At 51.9% G+C, this 17,576-nt stretch carries 14 protein-coding genes; 6 read left to right on the forward strand and 8 right to left on the reverse strand.

Annotated elements, in window-relative coordinates; translation table 11 throughout:
- Nucleotides 1-181: 181 nt before the first annotated feature.
- On the reverse strand, nt 182-937 hold the full coding sequence (locus MoGM_RS06095; RefSeq protein WP_104369224.1) for a HesA/MoeB/ThiF family protein: 756 nt from the start codon (nt 935-937) through the stop codon (nt 182-184).
- A 119-nt stretch (nt 938-1,056) separates the two neighbouring features.
- Here MoGM_RS06095 and MoGM_RS06100 point away from each other — a divergent pair, with 119 nt between their 5' ends.
- Nucleotides 1,057-2,061, forward strand: a complete 1,005-nt coding sequence (locus MoGM_RS06100; RefSeq protein WP_104369225.1) for an alpha/beta hydrolase — start codon at nt 1,057-1,059, stop codon at nt 2,059-2,061.
- 186 nt (nt 2,062-2,247) lie between these two features.
- Here MoGM_RS06100 and polA read toward each other — a convergent pair whose 3' ends face one another.
- Nucleotides 2,248-5,016 (reverse strand): DNA polymerase I, encoded by a 2,769-nt coding sequence (gene polA, locus MoGM_RS06105; RefSeq protein ID WP_104369226.1) that lies wholly within the window; start codon nt 5,014-5,016, stop codon nt 2,248-2,250.
- A gap of 86 nt (nt 5,017-5,102) precedes the next feature.
- Here polA and MoGM_RS06110 point away from each other — a divergent pair, with 86 nt between their 5' ends.
- A complete protein-coding gene (locus MoGM_RS06110; RefSeq protein WP_104369227.1) occupies nt 5,103-6,080 on the forward strand; it encodes a polyprenyl synthetase family protein in 978 nt (325 codons plus the stop codon).
- Between the two features lie 340 nt (nt 6,081-6,420).
- On the opposite strand, the gene deoC is transcribed toward MoGM_RS06110, so the two are convergent.
- The 3 genes from deoC to dtd form a co-directional block, all read right to left on the reverse strand.
- A complete protein-coding gene (gene deoC / locus MoGM_RS06115; RefSeq protein ID WP_104369228.1) occupies nt 6,421-7,356 on the reverse strand; it encodes a deoxyribose-phosphate aldolase in 936 nt (311 codons plus the stop codon).
- A gap of 96 nt (nt 7,357-7,452) precedes the next feature.
- Nucleotides 7,453-7,782 carry a nucleotide pyrophosphohydrolase gene (locus MoGM_RS06120; protein ID WP_104369237.1) on the reverse strand — a complete coding sequence of 110 codons (330 nt, stop codon included), beginning with the start codon at nt 7,780-7,782 and terminating at the stop codon, nt 7,453-7,455.
- Between the two features lie 137 nt (nt 7,783-7,919).
- Nucleotides 7,920-8,372 carry a D-aminoacyl-tRNA deacylase gene (gene dtd, locus MoGM_RS06125; protein WP_104369238.1) on the reverse strand — a complete coding sequence of 151 codons (453 nt, stop codon included), beginning with the start codon at nt 8,370-8,372 and terminating at the stop codon, nt 7,920-7,922.
- A gap of 615 nt (nt 8,373-8,987) precedes the next feature.
- Here dtd and MoGM_RS06130 point away from each other — a divergent pair.
- A complete protein-coding gene (locus tag MoGM_RS06130) occupies nt 8,988-9,224 on the forward strand; it encodes a hypothetical protein (RefSeq protein WP_146078669.1) in 237 nt (78 codons plus the stop codon).
- A 91-nt stretch (nt 9,225-9,315) separates the two neighbouring features.
- Here the strand turns inward: MoGM_RS06130 and uvrC are convergent, their stop codons facing one another.
- From uvrC to mnmG, 3 genes are all read right to left on the reverse strand, one after another.
- Entirely contained in the window at nt 9,316-11,139 is a 1,824-nt protein-coding gene (gene uvrC / locus MoGM_RS06135; RefSeq protein WP_104369230.1) for an excinuclease ABC subunit UvrC, read from the reverse strand.
- 283 nt (nt 11,140-11,422) lie between these two features.
- A complete protein-coding gene (locus MoGM_RS06140) occupies nt 11,423-11,953 on the reverse strand; it encodes an adenine phosphoribosyltransferase (protein WP_104369231.1) in 531 nt (176 codons plus the stop codon).
- 280 nt (nt 11,954-12,233) lie between these two features.
- Nucleotides 12,234-14,105, reverse strand: coding sequence for a tRNA uridine-5-carboxymethylaminomethyl(34) synthesis enzyme MnmG (gene mnmG, locus MoGM_RS06145; RefSeq protein WP_104369232.1), 1,872 nt, complete (start codon nt 14,103-14,105; stop codon nt 12,234-12,236).
- 395 nt (nt 14,106-14,500) lie between these two features.
- Here mnmG and MoGM_RS06150 point away from each other — a divergent pair, with 395 nt between their 5' ends.
- The 3 genes from MoGM_RS06150 to MoGM_RS06160 form a co-directional block, all read left to right on the forward strand.
- Nucleotides 14,501-15,184, forward strand: a complete 684-nt coding sequence (locus MoGM_RS06150; protein ID WP_104369233.1) for a succinate dehydrogenase/fumarate reductase cytochrome b subunit — start codon at nt 14,501-14,503, stop codon at nt 15,182-15,184.
- Nucleotides 15,185-15,230: 46 nt separating this feature from the next.
- On the forward strand, nt 15,231-17,213 hold the full coding sequence (locus MoGM_RS06155) for a fumarate reductase/succinate dehydrogenase flavoprotein subunit (protein WP_104369234.1): 1,983 nt from the start codon (nt 15,231-15,233) through the stop codon (nt 17,211-17,213).
- Between the two features lie 5 nt (nt 17,214-17,218).
- A partial coding sequence (locus tag MoGM_RS06160) for a 2Fe-2S iron-sulfur cluster-binding protein (protein ID WP_233210187.1) occupies nt 17,219-17,576 on the forward strand: 358 nt, incomplete at its 3' end.

The following is a 17,576-nucleotide window of genomic DNA, read 5'->3' on the forward strand; positions in this document are numbered from 1 at the left end:
GCGCTTGGCTTGTCTGCCTGCCGGGTGACCTGTGTTTCTTTTGCAAAGGTAGTCTAAATAGTATAAAAAGCAAAATAAATAATGTTTTGTTTGCTTTCAGACATGCAAAAGTTATTGTCGTCGTGCTCTGAAAACCATGGTGATACATGGCATGACAGCCGCTCGGACGTTTGTTTCCTGCTTACCGCTTTTTGGAACATGCGGGGCAGGCGGTGCTTCTCCTCACGGCTATCTTCATGAAGTCCATCGTGCGGGCGTCGAACCGTAGAAGCCTGTCGGTCAGCAGGGTGCCCGTGCCCGTGAGATATTTCAGTGCCTCGGCGGCCTGTATCGTGCCGAGCATTCCCGCTATGGCGCCCAGCACCCCCGCCCCGGCCTTGGCTGGCATGACGTCGGGTGGGGGAGCGGAGCCGAAGATGCAGCGGTAGCATGCCGTGCCGGGCGTGTGTGTGAATGTGTGACCCTCAAACTCGAATATTGCGCCGTGGGAGAACGGTTTGCCTGTAGCCACGCAGAGGTCGTTGATGAGTATCTTGGCGGCGAAGTTGTCTGTGCCGTCTATCACGAAGTCATATCCGTCCATGATGTCCAGGGCATTGCTCTCCGTGAGCATCCCGTCGTGTGTGTGCACCGTGATGTTGGGGTTTATAGCTGTCATCCTTTGCCGTGCCGACTCGGTCTTCTGTATGCCCACCATCTCTGTGGTGTGTATCACCTGCCGTTGCAGGTTGGAGAGGTCTACCGTGTCGCCGTCGGCTATTCCTATTGTGCCCACTCCCGCCGCCGCGAGATACATCAGTACGGGTGAGCCGAGTCCGCCCGCTCCGACCACGAGCACCCGCCCGCGCTTGATTTTCTCCTGGCCCTCGATGCCTATCTCAGGTAACAGTATATGCCGGCTGTACCGTTGCCGTTCCTCTTCCGTCAGGTGTGTCATATAGCTTGTCTCGATGATTAAACATGTGCAAAGATAATGCTTTTCACGTGAAACATGTCCGCTTGTCGGGATAAAACGGTAACTTTGCAGAAGACAAGCAAACTTAAAGACAACAAACAATGAATATCGTTTCTGTATTTGGCACATGTCCGGCCTGTATTTGGCGTACTGTGTTTTCACGCATCGCCGCCATGCTGGCGTTTGTGTTTTTCGTTGCCGTCCCGGTAGGGGCGGGAGAACCGGATCCGCAGTTTGACGGACACCGCCGCATAGACCTTTGGCAGGGTGTTAAGATGCCGAACAGCCGGGGGCTTCACATCACAGACTCCGTCAGCAACCATCGCACGTGGCGCATTGCCAGTCCGCGGCTATATGCCTTTCAGCCGTGTGCCGACGAGCGTACAAATACAGCCGTGATACTCATTCCCGGCGGAGGATATGCCAAGCAGGCATACGAGGCTGCCGGCATAACGATGGCCCGGTGGCTCAACAGTATAGGCATCACGGCGTTCGTATTGCTGCACCGTCTGCCCAACTCGCCCGACCTGACAAATGGCTGGGAAGCACCTGTGCAAGACGCGCAGCGCGCCGTGAGATATGTGCGTGCCAATGCGGCCGAGTATGGTATTGCTCCTGATCGCATAGGGGTCATGGGGTGCAGTGCCGGCGGCCATGTATGTGCCTGCGTGTCAACGATAGCCGACGACATGAGCCTTGCGGGCGACTCGCTCGACAGACACTCGTTCCGTCCCGACTTTGCGATACTCGTCAGTCCGGTGATAAGGATGACAGACGGCCTTGAAAAGCATTTCCTATGCTCCGAGGCGGGCAATGAGGAGCTGCTTGCCCGTTACAGCATGGACCGCCACGTGACACCGGCCAATCCGCCTACACTGTTCATCCATGCGTCTGACGACCGCACGGTGAAACCCGTTCATAGCCTGTCGATGTATCAGGCGCTGATAGACAAGGGTGTCACACGCTCGTCGATACACATATTTCCTTTCGGGCGGCACAGCATTGCCGTGCGCCGTCAGCCGGGCACGACGGCCCTATGGCCGGAGATTGCCGAGCGATGGATGGAGGAGACAGGGTTTCTCGAACCGCTGAAATACGGGAGATGAAGAAAAAACGCTGTGTTTCACAGCTTTAAAATGTAATGATAAAGTCACGTATTTAACACTTTGTTTTCTGCTGAACAGAGAAAGCGAAGACGATACGCACCGATATATGCAATGCTATATGCCGCTTTTCGCCATAGACGAAAAGCGGCGTTTTTCCGCGACGGGCATCCCCGTCGCATGGTGTTGTCAGTGTGCTTCGAGCCAGTTTGCGCCCCAGCCGCAGTCTGCCGTGAGCGGCACTTTCATCTCGAAAGCTCCCTGCATCTCTTCAAGCACTATGCGCTCTACAAGCTCTTTCTCATCGGCCGGCACGCTGAAGTTGAGTTCGTCGTGTACCTGCAATATCATCTTGGCGCGCACTCCCTCGGCCTTGAAGCGGCGGTGTATGCGTATCATCGCCACTTTTATTATGTCGGCGGCCGTGCCCTGGATTGGGGCGTTTATGGCGTTGCGCTCCGCAAAGCCGCGCACGGTGGCGTTTCGCGAGTTTATGTCGGCCAGATAGCGTCTCCGTCCGAATAGCGTGTCCACGTAGCCTTGGCTACGTGCCGTCTCCTTGGCCTGCTCCATGTATTCATGCACGTGCGGGAACGTCTCGAAATAACCGTCTATCAGCTGTCTTGCCTCGTCACGGCCTATGTTTAGCCGGTCGGCCAGTCCCCACACGGTGATGCCGTAGATGATGCCGAAGTTGGCCCGCTTGGCTTTTGTACGTTGGTCGCGCGTCACGCTGTCGATAGCCTCTTTGTATATCTTGGCTGCCGTGGCCGCGTGTATGTCGTGCCCCTCACGGAAAGCCTCGATCATGTTTTCGTCGCCGCTGAGGTGCGCCATGACGCGCAGTTCTATCTGGCTGTAATCGGCGGAGAAGAACAGGCAGCCAGGCTCCGGTATGAAAGCGCGGCGTATCTCTTTGCCGTCCTCGCCCCGCACGGGGATGTTTTGCAGGTTGGGATCGCTCGAAGATAGTCGTCCGGTGGCCGTGACCGTCTGGTTGAACGACGTGTGTATGTGCCCGGTCCGGGCGTTGATGAGCTTCGGCAGGGCGTCCACGTATGTGCCCAGCAGTTTCTTTAACCCTCTGTGCGCCAGTATGTCGGCTACAATCTCGTGCTTGCCTTTCAGTGTTTGCAGCACATCCTCGCTCGTGACATACTGTCCTGTTTTCGTCTTCTTGGGCTTCTCTATGATTTTCAGTTTGCCGAACAGTATGTCGCCAACCTGTCGTGGCGACGCGATGTTGAACCGCTCGCCTGCCAGTTCGTATATCCGCCGTTCGAGTTCTTCCATCCGTGCGGTCAGTATGTTAGATGTTTCGGCCAGTGACCGGGTGTCTATCCGCACGCCGTTCATCTCCATTTCCGCCAGCACGGGCATGAGCGGCATCTCTATTTCGTGGAACAGTCGCTCGGCGCCGTACTTCTTTAATTCAGGTTCGAGCTTGTTTTTCAGTTTCAGTGTGATGTCGGCGTCCTCGGCGGCATACTCGTATACCTCAGTCGGTGTCAGGTCGCGCATGTTCTTCTGGTTCTTGCCTTTCGGGCCGATAAGCTCGTCTATGTGTATGGTCTTGTAGTTGAGATACACTTCGGCCATGTAGTCCATGTTGTGACGCAACTCCGGTTGTATGAGATAGTGGGCTATCATGGTGTCGAACATGGGGCCGGCCAAGGTCACGCCGTAGTTTGCCAGCACTTCAAGATCATACTTTATGTTTTGCCCTACCTTGACTATTTTATCGTTTTCGTATATCGGTTTAAATATATTAACAATTCTTTGGGCTTCTTCACGGTTGGCCGGTACTGGCACGTAAAAAGCCTCATTTTCCTTTACGGCAAAGCTCAAACCGACCAATTCGGCGTCAATCGCGTTCATTGAGGTAGTCTCCGTGTCTAAACTGAGAATTTCTTTTGTAATAAAATAATCATAAATTTGATGCAAACCATCCTCTGTATCAATGAGTTGGTAGTCGTGAGGGGTCGTTTTAAGGCTCTCAAAACTCGAAAATTCCGCGCTGCCTGTGCTCTCGCCCGTATTTTCCGCAAATAAATCGAGTTGTGTATTATCGCTTTTTTGCTTATTTTCAGTTTTTTTTAGAAATTTGTTTGCAAAGCTTTTGAACTCCAACTCATCGAATATTTTTCGCAGTTCGTCCTCGTCGGGGTCGGCCACTGCGAGAGAGTCGAGGTCGAGTGGGATGGGGACATCGGTCTTGATGGTGGCGAGGAACTTCGAGAACACAATCTGTTCACGGTTCTCTTCCACTTTCTTTTTTATGGCGCCTTTCAGCTTGTCGGTGTTTTCGAGCAGGTTTTCGATGCTTCCGAACTCGTTGATCAGTTTTGCGGCGGTCTTCTCTCCCACACCCGGGCATCCCGGAATATTGTCCGACGAGTCGCCCATCAGCCCGAGCAGGTCTATCACTTGCAGAGGCGACGATATGCCATACTTCGCCTCCACCTCTTTCTCGCCCATTATCTCGTATCCCGCATTGCCGTGTCTCGGGCGATACATGTATACGTTCGGCCGGATGAGCTGGCCGTAGTCCTTGTCGGGTGTGAGCATGTATGTGGTGACGCCGGCTTCCGCCGCTTTCACGGCGAGTGTGCCTATGACGTCGTCCGCCTCATATCCTTCCGCCTCGATGACAGGTATGTTGAACGCCCTGAGCATGTCTTTGATGATAGGTACCGATGCCTTTATATCCTCGGGACATGCCTCCCGCTGTGCCTTATACTCGGGGTAGGCCTCGTGCCTGAATGTAGGGCCGGCGGGATCGAAAGCCACTCCTATATGGGTGGGTCTCTCTTTTGTGAGCACCTCGTTCAGAGTGTTTAGAAATCCCATTACCGCCGATGTGTTGAGGCCTTTCGAGTTAACTCTCGGGCTTCGTATCAGGGCGTAGTATGAGCGGTATATCAGCGCGTATGCGTCTATGAGGAAGAGTTTATCCATAATTCTATTTAATTTTAAGCGTAAAATTACGAAAAAATAATCAGTATACCGATAAAAATCAGTAATTTTGTGCCAAATTAAATTCGATGGACTATTTATCACTGATAAGGAAACCAATAGAAACCGAATTGAGCGATTTCATCGGATTGTTCAACGATTCGCTCACGCATACAGACGGACTTCTCTCACAGGCTTTGGAATATATTCGCCGCCGCACGGGCAAGCAAATGCGCCCCATGCTGATATTGCTGATGGCGAGAAACTACGGGCTTGTGACTGATGTGACACAGAATGCAGCCGTGGGTCTTGAGCTGTTGCACACGGCAAGCCTCGTGCACGACGACGTGGTTGACGAGAGTTGCGAGCGGCGCGGGCAGGCATCAGTGAACGCCATGTACAACAATAAGGTGGCGGTGCTTGTGGGCGACTATCTGCTTTCAACGGCGTTGCTCCGGGTGGCCTGTACGAGAAACGCCACGATAGTGGAATATCTCTCGGAGCTTGGACGTGTTTTGGCAAGCGGAGAGATACTTCAGCTGTCCACCACACATAACCAGGAGATATCGGAAACCGTTTATTATCAGGTGATAAGGCAGAAGACAGCGGCGCTTTTCGAGGCCTGTTGCGCCATGGGGGCAATGTCTTCAGGTGCCTCTGTGTCGGGCATTGAGGAAGCAAAGGCATTCGGACGCAATCTCGGCATCATCTTTCAGATAAGAGACGACATATTCGATTACTACGAGTCGCCCGAGATAGGCAAGCCCACGGGCAACGATATGGCCGAAGGAAAATTGACACTTCCCGTCATACATGCCTTGAAAGCTACAGGCGACGGGGCCATGCATGCGCTTGCCCTGCGGGTGCGCAACCGCATCGCCACCCAGGAAGAGATAAGCATGCTCATCGGTTTCGCAAAGGCGAATGGCGGAATAGAGTATGCCGAGAGCCGGATGAAAGACCTGCGGGGCGAATGTCTCGCTTTCATAGACAGGTCTGTGGCTGCGGAAGACATAAAGACCGCGCTCAGGGCATACATCGATTTCGTGATAGAACGTAGCAAGTAAGGGGATATAGCGGAGCAAATAAGAAGATAGAACGAGGCAAATAGAAATATAGCAGGACATCATAGCAAAATGCACGGAAAGCGCTGTCATGGCTTTCCGTGCATTTTGTGTTTGGTATCATCATGCTTGTATGTATGAGGATAAAGCGCTGCCCGTCATCTTCCGCCGCTTATGATTTTGGTAATCGTGGGCATGGTTCTGCTCATCACATGATATATCATCAGGCAAATGGCAATCGTTATTACCGGCACGGCAAAGAAAACGGCAATCAGCAGGTATGGAGATTGCGGGTGCGGTGCCGTTTATCCGTAAGCATTCCAACGTTTCAAGACGTTTGTTCTCAGAAGAACTTGGTCTCTTCGCCCGTGATTTCGCTCAGCAGCATGTTGGCCAGCCTGCTCGTGCCGAGGCGGAACCATTGGTTGGTGAGCCATTTTTCGCCCAGCACCTCTTTCACTATCGTATAGTATATCAGTGCGTCCATCACGCTGTTGATGCCTCCGGCGGGCTTGAAACCTATCTGTATGCCTGTTTTGTCGTAGTATTCCTTTATAGCCTGACACATCACGTAGGCGGCTTCGGGTGTTGCCGCGGGTTCGAGCTTGCCTGTCGATGTCTTTATGTAGTCCGCTCCGGCATACATTGCCAGGATAGACGCTTTCTTGATGTTCTCGGCTGTTTTGAGGCATCCCGTTTCGAGAATGACCTTCATTTTCCTGTCGCCGCACACCTCTTTCAGCTCGCCGATTTCGTCGGCCACGCTCTCGTAGTCGCCGCTGAGAAACTTACCCACCGACATCACGATATCAATCTCTGTGGCGCCGTCTTTTATGGCGAGCGCAGTCTCGGCCACCTTGACCTCTATAACGGCCTGAGAAGACGGGAAACTGCCCGATACGCATGCTATTTCAACACCGTCCACCTCGAGCGTCTCGCTCACCACGTCGGCAAAGCATGGATATACGCATACGGTGGCTATGTGGGGTAGGTCGGGGTATGTGTTGTCGAACTCGTTGACGCGCTCGGTGAACGCCATTACGCTTTCCGGTGAGTCGGTTGTTTTCAGTGTGGTAAGCTCGATGCTGCCCATAAGGAATTTTTTCACCTCGGGTGTGTCGTTCTCGTGTACTTTCTCTGCTATTATCTTCTTCACGGCCTCGCGCACGCTGTCGTCGGACGGTGCGCTGCCGTACTTACCGAGAGCTTCTTCGATCTTGCTCTTTCCGTGGGCATGCTCATGCCGCTGCCCGCATGTGTCTGAATGTCTTTCCGTCATATTCTTATTGTTTTTTTTGTTTGATTGTATGTTTATATATTGTTTTTCGTGGATTGTGAGTTGGATGATTGAGGGTGGGGCGGCTCAAGACTGTGTTCACTCTCCTCCGAGCTTCTTGTTGTTGATGTGCCTGTCCTTGTCCCGTGCGGTCTTTTTCTCGATGTTGCGGCGCAGTTCCTCGGTGAGGTCGATGCCTGTCTGGTTGGCTATGCAGAGCAGCACCCACAACACATCGGCCATTTCGTCGCCAAGGCTGTCTTTCTCACCGGGCTTGAAGCTCTGGTCGCCATAGCGACGGGCCATTATGCGCGCCATCTCGCCTACCTCCTCGGTGAGGACGGCCATGTTGGTGAGTTCGCTGAAATAGCGCACGCCGTATGCCTTGATCCATTGGTCTACAAGGCGCTGCGCCTCGCTGATGGTGATGGCTGTACTTTTTTCCACGGATGGATGAGGTTTCGCTGCCATGCTGTCTTCTTCTTTCATTGCTTTATGTTGTCTTTCAATGAATATATGCTTTATGCCGTTGTTTTCCATTGCCTTTGTCGGAGTGGGGCGGGACTTTACTCCGGATTTTTAGAGTCCATGCAGATTGTCACGGGGCCATCGTTGAGCAGTTCCACCTTCATGTCTGCTCCAAACTCACCCGTGCCCACGGGGCATCCTGTGGCTTCGCCCAGCAGCGTGCAGAACTCTTTGTACAGCGGTATGGCGGTCTCGTGGCCTGCGGCCCGTATCCATGACGGGCGGTTACCCTTTTTATACGACGCCATGAGTGTAAACTGACTTATCACCAGCGCCTCTCCGCCGATGTCTGTTATCGGGCGGTTCATCACGCCGTTGTCGTCTTCGAAAATCCGCAGGGAGGCTGTTTTTCTGGCCAGCCACGCCGCGTCTTCGCTTGTGTCTTCGGCACATACGCCGAGCAGTATGAGAAAGCCCCGGCCTATTGCCGATTTTACTTTCCCGTCTATGCTCACAGATGCGTGCGCCACGCGTTGTATCACTATTCTCATCCTTATTATATCGCTTGTTTCAACTATTCGTTGTATCAATATGCAAACTTACATATTTTTTCAGACATAGCGTAATATTTTTGGCCTATAAAGCCATAAATGTGGTTAATCTTTATTTCCGGAATACTATTTCTCGCGGGCTGAGACACATGTTGGTGATCTGTATTTATCCATTCAATGATAACGGCATTTTGATGAGTGCCGGTCCGCATCGTTAGTGTTCCGTACACGCTCATTTCCAGTCATGTAAGTTCGCATGTTTCCATGTGTCGTTTTGGGTGTTTGTTGCCGGATTTATATATATTTTTCGCTGTATGAATATTTTTTATTGCCGGTTGATGGCGTTCTCTTGATTTGTAGAATATAGTTTGTGAACTATTTTTACAAAACATGCTTTATATTTCGCCAGTTTCAAAATTAAAAACCGCCTGCCGAAAATACTCGAGTTTTGGATGGTTTTGCACAAATATCTGTGTGTCAGGGTGATACGCTGGCCATACCTGCCTCGACTGCAAATACAACCTTGCCTGTACTCCCGATTTTTTCCGTTTAGCGTCCCGTTGGTTCGCGTTTAGCGTCTAAATGGAGTGCAACGGGATGCTAAACGCAACGCGATTGGCAACCGAACGCACTCCGACGGGCATCCCGTTGCAGAATATCGGAAGGATTTTTGAGTTTGAAATGAAAGCATATCGCTTTGCGTATCGTGATTGGTATCGTACTGATTTTCTATTTCGTGAAAAAGCAAAACGCTTTTTTTATGATAATTATATTACAGATCCGGGAATGTTTTTACGGTTTTGGGTTACCGCTCGGGCATGTAAGCGGTTGGTTGGCTTGGTGGGTAAGTAGCACCGGCGGGTATCGGCGGTGCTACTTGCTATTGTGTTTTCATCATTAAAGAATAATGCTTTGCTGTTTTGAAAGAGTTTTTTGTATTCGGTCATTTATTGAAATACTCGTATATGAGTTTCGCTTTTGCCGTTCCCACGATGGAAGATAGAGTCTTTTCGTCTGCCGATTTTATCTGCTTCACGCTTTTCAGTTCTTTAAGCAGGGTCTCTTTGGTCTTCGGGCCGATGCCTTTGATGTCGTCAAGCTCGCTGTGCAGGGCGTGTTTTGATCGCTTGTCGCGATGGAAAGTGATGGCAAAGCGGTGTACCTCGTCCTGTATGTGAGTGAGCAGGCGGAACAGCTCGCTGTCTGTTTTCATGCCAACGGTGACGGGCGGAAAGCCGTATAGCAGCTCGTTGGTGCGGTGTCGGTCGTTCTTGGCCAGTCCGGCGATGGGAATTTGTAGTCTCAGCTTGTCTTCGACTACCTGCCGCACCACCTCCATCTGTCCCCGGCCGCCGTCGGTTATGATGAGGTCGGGCAGGGGCGCGCCCTCTTCCAGCAGGCGGGTGTAACGCCGGCGCACCACCTCCTGCATGGATGCGTAATCATCGGGGCCGCTGACGGTCTTTATGTTGTACTTGCGGTAGTCGCGTTTGCTCGGCCGCATTTTTTTGAATACCACGCAGGCGGCCACGGCGTCGGTTCCGCTGATGTTCGAATTGTCGAAACACTCTATCTGATAGGGCATTTTGGGCAGTTTCAGGCAGTCTTGTATCTCTTTCATGAGACGCACCGATTTCTGTTCGGGATTTAGCTTTTCGGCCTGTTTCAGGCGGTCGAAACGGTACTGGCGGCAGTTCATCTGCGACAGGTCGAGCAGCGTCTTGCGATCGCCACGCTGCGGAACGGTGAGTGTCACCCCGTCGAGCGGCAGGTCGATAGCCATGGGCAATACAATCTCGCGCGAAGTGCTCTTGAACCGTTCGCGCATCTCCACGATGCCCAGTGAGAGCAGTTCCTGGTCGCTTTCATTGAGCCGTTTGCGGTATTCGAATGTGAACGACTGGTTGATGTTTCCGGCCGTTACGTGGATATAGTTGATGAAGGCAGTCTTTTCGTCGCTCGTGATCGAGAAAACGTCCACATTATCTATAACATGGCTCACCACCTCGCTCTTTGCGCAGAAACTCTCTATAAGAAGATACTTTTTCTTTATCTCCTCGGCTTCCTCAAAGCGAAGCTCTTCGGCGAGCTTCTCCATCTCCGCTCGCATGTCTCGTAGCACACCCCGTGTGTTTCCTTTGAGTATCTCTCTCGCACGGGCTATGTTTTTACGGTATTCATCGGCTGTCTGGCGACCTATGCACGGCCCCTCGCAGTTCTTGATGTGGTATTCGAGGCACACGTCGTATTTGTTGTGTCTGACGCCATCTTCTGTCATGGGTATGCGGCATGTGCGCGGCCGGCAGAGCTTTTTTATCAGTTCGAGCACGGCATACATGGAGTTCAGGTTGGAGTAGGGGCCGTAAAACGTGCCCCACGACTTGTTGATGTTGCGGGTCTTGAATATGCGGGGAAAAGGCTCGTTGGTTACGCAAATGCTCGGATATGTCTTTCCGTCTTTCAGCAATACGTTATAGCGGGGATTGTATTTTTTTATCAGACTGTTTTCGAGCAACAGCGCGTCTTCCTCTGTATTCACCACGGTATAGGATATGTCGTGTATCTTGCTGACAAGTACTTTTGTCTTGAAGCGGTCTACCTCTGTGTGGAAATAAGACGACACACGGTTTTTCAGGTTCTTGGCCTTGCCCACATAGATTATCGTTCCGTTCTCGTCGTAGTACTGGTAGCTGCCCGGCTTGCCCGGCATGCTGCTCACAATGGATTTCAGTCTGGCTAACCTTTGCTCGTTTTCTTCCTTTGTCATGTCCGTAACTCGTTTATATTAAGCACTTTTTGATATTAAAGTTTCACGTGAAACTTATAGTGCATGTACCTTGTCTTTATGTTGCGGTGCAATGCTGTATGCGCCTGTGTTAATAGTAAAGCGCAAAGGCGCAATGGGTATAAGATTTTGTTTTGTTTGTGGTTTCCCTGTAGTGGGCTTTCTGAAAATCTTTGTTCCTTTGCGTCTTTGCGCTTTGTCGCACGTTTGTTTTGCGGTAATGCTCTGTTCGCTGTGCGGGACGTGTGTCTTTACGCCGCTATGCTTATACGGTTATCAGTGTGGTCACTTCGGTCTCTTTGTCGAAGATAGCACGTCCGTTCAAGCCCTCATCGGTTATTTCTATAATGAAATTCACCATTATGTTCTTCGGGTTGAACTTGCGCACAAGGTTGTATGCGGCTTTCATTGTGCCTCCGGTAGCCAGCAAGTCGTCGTGTAGCAATACGACATCGTCTGCCGATATGGCGTCTTTGTGTATTTCTATCGTGTCGCGTCCGTATTCTTTGGTATAGCTTTCCTGGACCGTCTCGGCCGGAAGTTTGCCGGGTTTGCGGCATAATATTACTCCTGCGCCCAACCGTATGGCCAGGGCTGAGGCCAATACAAACCCGCGGCTCTCTATTCCCACAATCTTGGTGATGCCCTTGTCTTTGTAGATTTCATAAAGTTCATCGACCATAATGTTAAGACATTCGTTGCTTTTAAAAAGTGTAGTGACATCACGGAAGATTATTCCTTTCTGCGGAAAATCCGGAATGCAACGCAAGTTCTCCATTAATGTTTTGTTGTTCATACTCAATGAGTTGTAATTTTATGTTTAATTAATTTGTTTCACGTGAAACTTTGGTTTATGTATCTCCTATTTTCATGTGTATTTGCTTTGCCGCTCCGTTGCGGCCGCATTTCTTTTGTTGCCGTATATGGCATTTCGTGTTTTTATATGCGGTTTATGTTTTGCTGTGTTCAGTGTCCTGCCGCTTTCATACAGAGGTGTGTATGCATTGTTGGCGGGCGGCCTTGGTTTATTTCCGGGTTTTCTTTATCTTTTCGCCCTGTGTGGCCTTGGTGTTTTGTCATCGTTTCATCAGCACGAGCATAACGTTTATGTCGCTCGGAGATACACCGGGTATCCGGCTTGCCTGTGCAAGGGTCTCGGGGTCGATGGCTTGCAGTTTTTGTCTGGCCTCGGTGGAGAGCTGCCGCATGTCGGAGTAGTTGAACCGTCCTTTTATCTTTATGTTTTCGAGTCTGTGCATCTTTTCGGCCACCATTCGCTCTCGTTCCACATAGCCTTTGTATTTTGTCCTTATCTCTACGGCTTCCGCTATTTCCTCCTTTCGGTTGGCGGGCGAGTCCAGTATTTCCTTAAACGACGGTATCAGGTCGGCAAGTATCCGGATGCTAAGTTGCGGACGGCTGATGAGATCCGTCAGTTTGCATCCTTCGCGGAGTGGGGTGGTGCCGAGGTTTTCAAGCGCTGGGTTTATGTCTTGCGCTCTTACAGGAGTGTTTTTGCAGAAATTCTCAATCCTCTCTATGTTTTCCTGTTTTTCTTTCCACCAGTCGTAACGGTCTCTTCTTGCCAGTCCGAGGCTGTATGCGCGTTCGGTCAGTCGTGCGTCGGCATCGTCCTGGCGCAGCAATATGCGGAACTCGGCCCTTGAAGTGAACATGCGGTAGGGCTCGTCCACGCCCTTGGTCACCAGGTCGTCGATAAGTACGCCTATGTAGCTCTCGTCTCGGTGCATCACGAACGGCTCGCCTCCGCTGCATGACAGGGCGGCATTCACTCCGGCCACGAGGCCTTGTCCGCCGGCTTCCTCGTATCCTGTGGTGCCGTTGACCTGTCCGGCGAAGAACAACCGTCGGATGATTTTCGATTCAAGAGAATGTTTCAGTTGGGTGGGGTCGAAGAAATCATACTCTATCGCATAACCGGGGCGGTATACTTTGACGTCGCGCAATGCCGGTATTTTTCGCAGGGCGGCTATCTGCACATCCATTGGCAAGGAGGATGAGAAGCCGTTAAGGTACATTTCGTTAGTGTTTTCGCCCTCCGGTTCGAGAAACAGCGGGTGCATGTCTTTGTCAGGGAAGGTCACGAGCTTGGTCTCGATTGACGGACAATAGCGTGGCCCGATGCTCTGTATCTGTCCGTTGTAGAGCGGAGAATCGGCCAGTCCGCCGCGCAGCGTGTCGTGGACATCGCGGTTGGTATAGCATGTCCAGCATGGCAGTTGTTTAAGAATACGGCCGGCTCCCATGAAGCTGAAGCCGTGATAGTCTGTCTCTCCATCCTGGATCTCCATGTCTTCGAAGTGTACCGAGCGTCGGTCGATACGTACCGGTGTGCCGGTTTTCATTCGTCCGGCCGTTATCCCATGTCTGGTGATGCTTTCTGTAAATCCGGTCACGGCTGGTTCGGCAATGCGTCCGCCGCATACCTTTCGCCGCCCGATGTGCATCAGTCCGTTGAGGAACGTGCCTGCCGTGACGATTACACTCCCGGCTCTCAGTTCGGCGCCCCATATCGTCCTTATGCCGACAGCCTGTCCGTTTTCAACGAGCAGCTCTTCGGCCTGGTCTTGCCAGATGTCAAGGTTGGCGGTGGCGTCGAGCGTGGCTCTCCATTGCCATATAAACTTCTCTCTGTCGCACTGGGCGCGTGGGCTCCATACTGCCGGTCCCTTGCTGCGGTTGAGCATACGGAACTGTATAGCCGTGGCGTCTGTCACGAGTCCCATTTGTCCTCCGAGCGCGTCTATCTCCCTGACGATTTGCCCCTTGGCTATACCTCCCACCGCAGGGTTGCAGCTCATCTGGGCAATCTTGTTCATGTCCATCGTCACGAGGCATGTCCTGGCGCCCATGTTGGCCGCCGCCGCCGCCGCCTCGCATCCTGCGTGGCCGCCGCCGATTACCAATACGTCGTAATTCATTTTCATAATTAACCGCAAAATTACGCATAAAAATTGATTTTTACTTTAAAAACTTTGATTTATCATTAATTTATTGTAATTTTGCCACCTAATATTAATGAGGTGAAAGACTGCGTATCGTCACGCTCAAAGCCCGGATATTACATGGTGAAAGTCATAAAATTTCATGATGTGAATGTGAGGTTGCGTGATGAAAATACCGGTATCGGGTGATGCCAACCTGTTTGTTCTCGGGTGATTTCCTGGCAGTCAGGTGGTTATGTGGTTATGTGGACGGGTGTGGGCTGTTCCGAGGCCGCTTTGCGGCATGGCGGTTGCTTTCGTTTGGGGCCGTGCTTGCACGCCCTCCGGCTTCTGATAATTTTAATTCTAACTTTTAAATAATTTAATTTCAATCATTTATGTGGTTATTTAATTCATCTATTGGTCGAAAGGTTGTGATGTCCGTCACCGGCGTCGCGCTCATTCTGTTCCTGACGTTCCACATGTCCATGAACATTGTCGCGCTCTTCTCGGGTGATGCTTACAACATGATTTGCGAGTTTCTCGGTGCCAACTGGTATGCGGTAGTCGCAACGTTGGGTCTGGCTGCGCTGGCAGTATCCCACATTGTTTACGCTTTTCTGCTCACCATGCAGAACCGTCGTGCCCGCGGTGCAGAGCGTTATGCCGTCACGGCGCGTCCCGCAAAGGTGGAGTGGGCGTCTCAGAACATGCTTGTGCTGGGAATAATCATCGTTCTCGGCTTGCTGCTTCACTTGTTCAACTTCTGGTATAACATGATGTTTGCCGAGTTGTTCCACATCGCCGACCCGCTCGGAAATCCCGCGGACGGCTATGGCTACATCAAGGAGACGTTCGCAAATCCTGTGTATGTCGTTCTCTATGTCGTATGGCTGGTTGCCATCTGGTTCCACCTGTCACACGGTTTTTGGAGTGCCATGCATACATTGGGATGGAACGGCAAGGTATGGTTCTGCCGTTGGAAGGTGATCGGTATCGCTTACTCCACGCTGCTCATCCTCGGTTTCCTCGTGGTTGTGTTGTACTTCGCCATCCGTCCATGTCTCGGATGCTGCGCCTGATAATCCAATCATGTTCAAAATAAATTCATTTTAAGAAAAGAATATTATGGCAAAGACATTAAATTCCAGAATACCGGAAGGCCCCGTGGCCGAGAAATGGACCAACTATAAAGCCCATCAGCGTCTCGTAAACCCGAAGAACAAGCTCAAACTTGACGTTATCGTCGTTGGTACGGGTCTTGCGGGAGCGTCCGCCGCTGCCTCTCTTGGCGAGATGGGTTTCAACGTTTATAACTTCTGCATACAGGATTCTCCCCGCCGCGCGCACTCTATCGCCGCCCAGGGAGGTATCAACGCCGCCAAGAACTATCAGAACGACGGCGACTCTGTATACCGTTTGTTCTATGATACCGTCAAAGGCGGTGACTACCGTGCCCGCGAGGCAAACGTATACCGCCTTGCCGAGGTGTCGAACGACATCATCGATCAGTGCGTGGCACAGGGAGTTCCCTTTGCCCGTGAGTACGGCGGAATGCTCGCCAACCGTTCGTTCGGCGGCGCGCAGGTGTCTCGTACGTTCTATGCAAAGGGCCAGACGGGCCAGCAGCTCCTTCTCGGCGCATACTCATCGCTGAGCGCACAGATAAAGGCTGGCAAGGTAAAGCTTTTCGCTCGCTATGAGATGGAAGATCTCGTGATAGTGGACGGCCGCGCCCGTGGTATCATCGCGAAGAACCTCGTGACAGGACAGCTTGAGCGTTTCAGTGCCAACGCAGTGGTGATAGCCACCGGCGGATACGGCAACGCATACTTCCTGTCTACCAATGCCATGGGCTGCAACTGCTCTGCGGCGATGGCTTGCTACCGGAAGGGAGCATATTTCGCAAACCCCTCTTACGTACAGATACACCCGACATGTATTCCGGTGCATGGCGACAAGCAGTCGAAGCTGACACTTATGTCTGAGTCTCTGCGTAACGACGGTCGTATTTGGGTACCCAAGAAACTTGAGGACGCAAAGAAATTGCAGTCTGGCGAAATCAAAGGCTCCGACATTCCCGAGGAAGATCGCGATTATTATTTGGAGCGTCGCTATCCTGCATTCGGCAATCTCGTGCCTCGTGACGTGGCCAGCCGTGCGGCCAAAGAGCGTTGCGACCACGGTTTCGGTGTCAACAACACCGGTCTTGCCGTGTTCCTCGACTTCTCCGAGTCAATCAACCGTCTCGGTATCGACCAGATCATGCAGCGCTATGGCAACCTCTTCGATATGTATGAGGAGATTACCGACGTCAATCCCGGAGAGCTTGCTAACGAGATTGACGGCGTGAAGTACTACAACCCGATGATGATATTCCCCGCCGTGCACTACACTATGGGCGGTATCTGGGTAGACTACGAGCTGATGACAACCATCCCCGGCCTCTTCGCTATCGGCGAGTGCAACTTCTCAGACCACGGAGCAAACCGCCTCGGAGCCTCTGCCCTCATGCAGGGACTGGCCGACGGATACTTCGTTCTGCCTTACACAATCCAGAACTATCTTGCCGATCAGGACATCTGGCCCCGTCTTTCGACAGACCTTCCCGAGTTTGCGGAGGCAGAAAAGGCTGTTGCCGCAGGCATAGACAAGCTCATGAACGTCAAGGGCAAGCGCTCGGTAGACTCCATCCACAAGGAGCTTGGCCACATCATGTGGGAGCACGTGGGCATGGGACGTACCAAAGCAGGACTCGAAGAGGGCCTGAGACTCATCAAAGATGTCCGCAAGGAGTTTGAGACCAACCTCTTCATCCCAGGCAGTAAGGAAGGCCTCAACATCGAGCTTGACAAGGCGATCCACCTGCGCGACTTCATCACCATGGGCGAGCTTATCGCCTACGACGCACTGCACCGTGAGGAAAGCTGCGGAGGTCACTTCCGTGAGGAACATCAGACGGAGGAAGGCGAGGCAAAGCGCGACGACGCAAACTTCTTCTATGTCGGTTGCTGGGAGTATCAGGGAAGCGACGATAAGGCTCCCGAACTCATCAAAGAGCCGCTCGAATATGAAGCAATAAAGGTACAAACACGTAATTATAAGAACTAAGTAATATGGCTAAGAATATAAGTTTCACACTGAAATATTGGAAGCAGAACGGTCCGAAAGACGAAGGCCGCTTCGATACACGCGAGATGAAGAACATCCCCGACGACACTTCGTTCCTCGAAATGCTCGACATCCTCAACGAAGAACTTATCAGCGAGGGCAGCGAACCATTCGTGTTTGACCACGACTGCCGCGAGGGTATCTGCGGCATGTGCTCGCTCTACATCAACGGACATCCTCACGGACCCGCCACGGGAGCGACGACCTGCCAGCTATACATGCGCCGTTTCAACGACGGTGACGTCATCACGGTGGAACCGTGGCGTTCGGCCGCATATCCCGTGATAAAGGACTGTATGGTAG

The organism is Prevotella sp. MGM1, assembly GCF_002933775.1.
Taxonomy (GTDB): Bacteria; Bacteroidota; Bacteroidia; order Bacteroidales; family Bacteroidaceae; genus Prevotella.

Coding starts and splice junctions, on each gene's coding strand:
- MoGM_RS06095 (WP_104369224.1), bottom strand. CDS start 937: ATGACACACCTGACGGAAGAGGAACGGCAACGGTACAGCCGGCATATA.
- MoGM_RS06100 (WP_104369225.1), top strand. CDS start 1,057: ATGAATATCGTTTCTGTATTTGGCACATGTCCGGCCTGTATTTGGCGT.
- polA (WP_104369226.1), bottom strand. CDS start 5,016: ATGGATAAACTCTTCCTCATAGACGCATACGCGCTGATATACCGCTCA.
- MoGM_RS06110 (WP_104369227.1), top strand. CDS start 5,103: ATGGACTATTTATCACTGATAAGGAAACCAATAGAAACCGAATTGAGC.
- deoC (WP_104369228.1), bottom strand. CDS start 7,356: ATGACGGAAAGACATTCAGACACATGCGGGCAGCGGCATGAGCATGCC.
- dtd (WP_104369238.1), bottom strand. CDS start 8,372: ATGAGAATAGTGATACAACGCGTGGCGCACGCATCTGTGAGCATAGAC.
- uvrC (WP_104369230.1), bottom strand. CDS start 11,139: ATGACAAAGGAAGAAAACGAGCAAAGGTTAGCCAGACTGAAATCCATT.
- MoGM_RS06140 (WP_104369231.1), bottom strand. CDS start 11,953: ATGAACAACAAAACATTAATGGAGAACTTGCGTTGCATTCCGGATTTT.
- mnmG (WP_104369232.1), bottom strand. CDS start 14,105: ATGAAAATGAATTACGACGTATTGGTAATCGGCGGCGGCCACGCAGGA.
- MoGM_RS06150 (WP_104369233.1), top strand. CDS start 14,501: ATGTGGTTATTTAATTCATCTATTGGTCGAAAGGTTGTGATGTCCGTC.
- MoGM_RS06155 (WP_104369234.1), top strand. CDS start 15,231: ATGGCAAAGACATTAAATTCCAGAATACCGGAAGGCCCCGTGGCCGAG.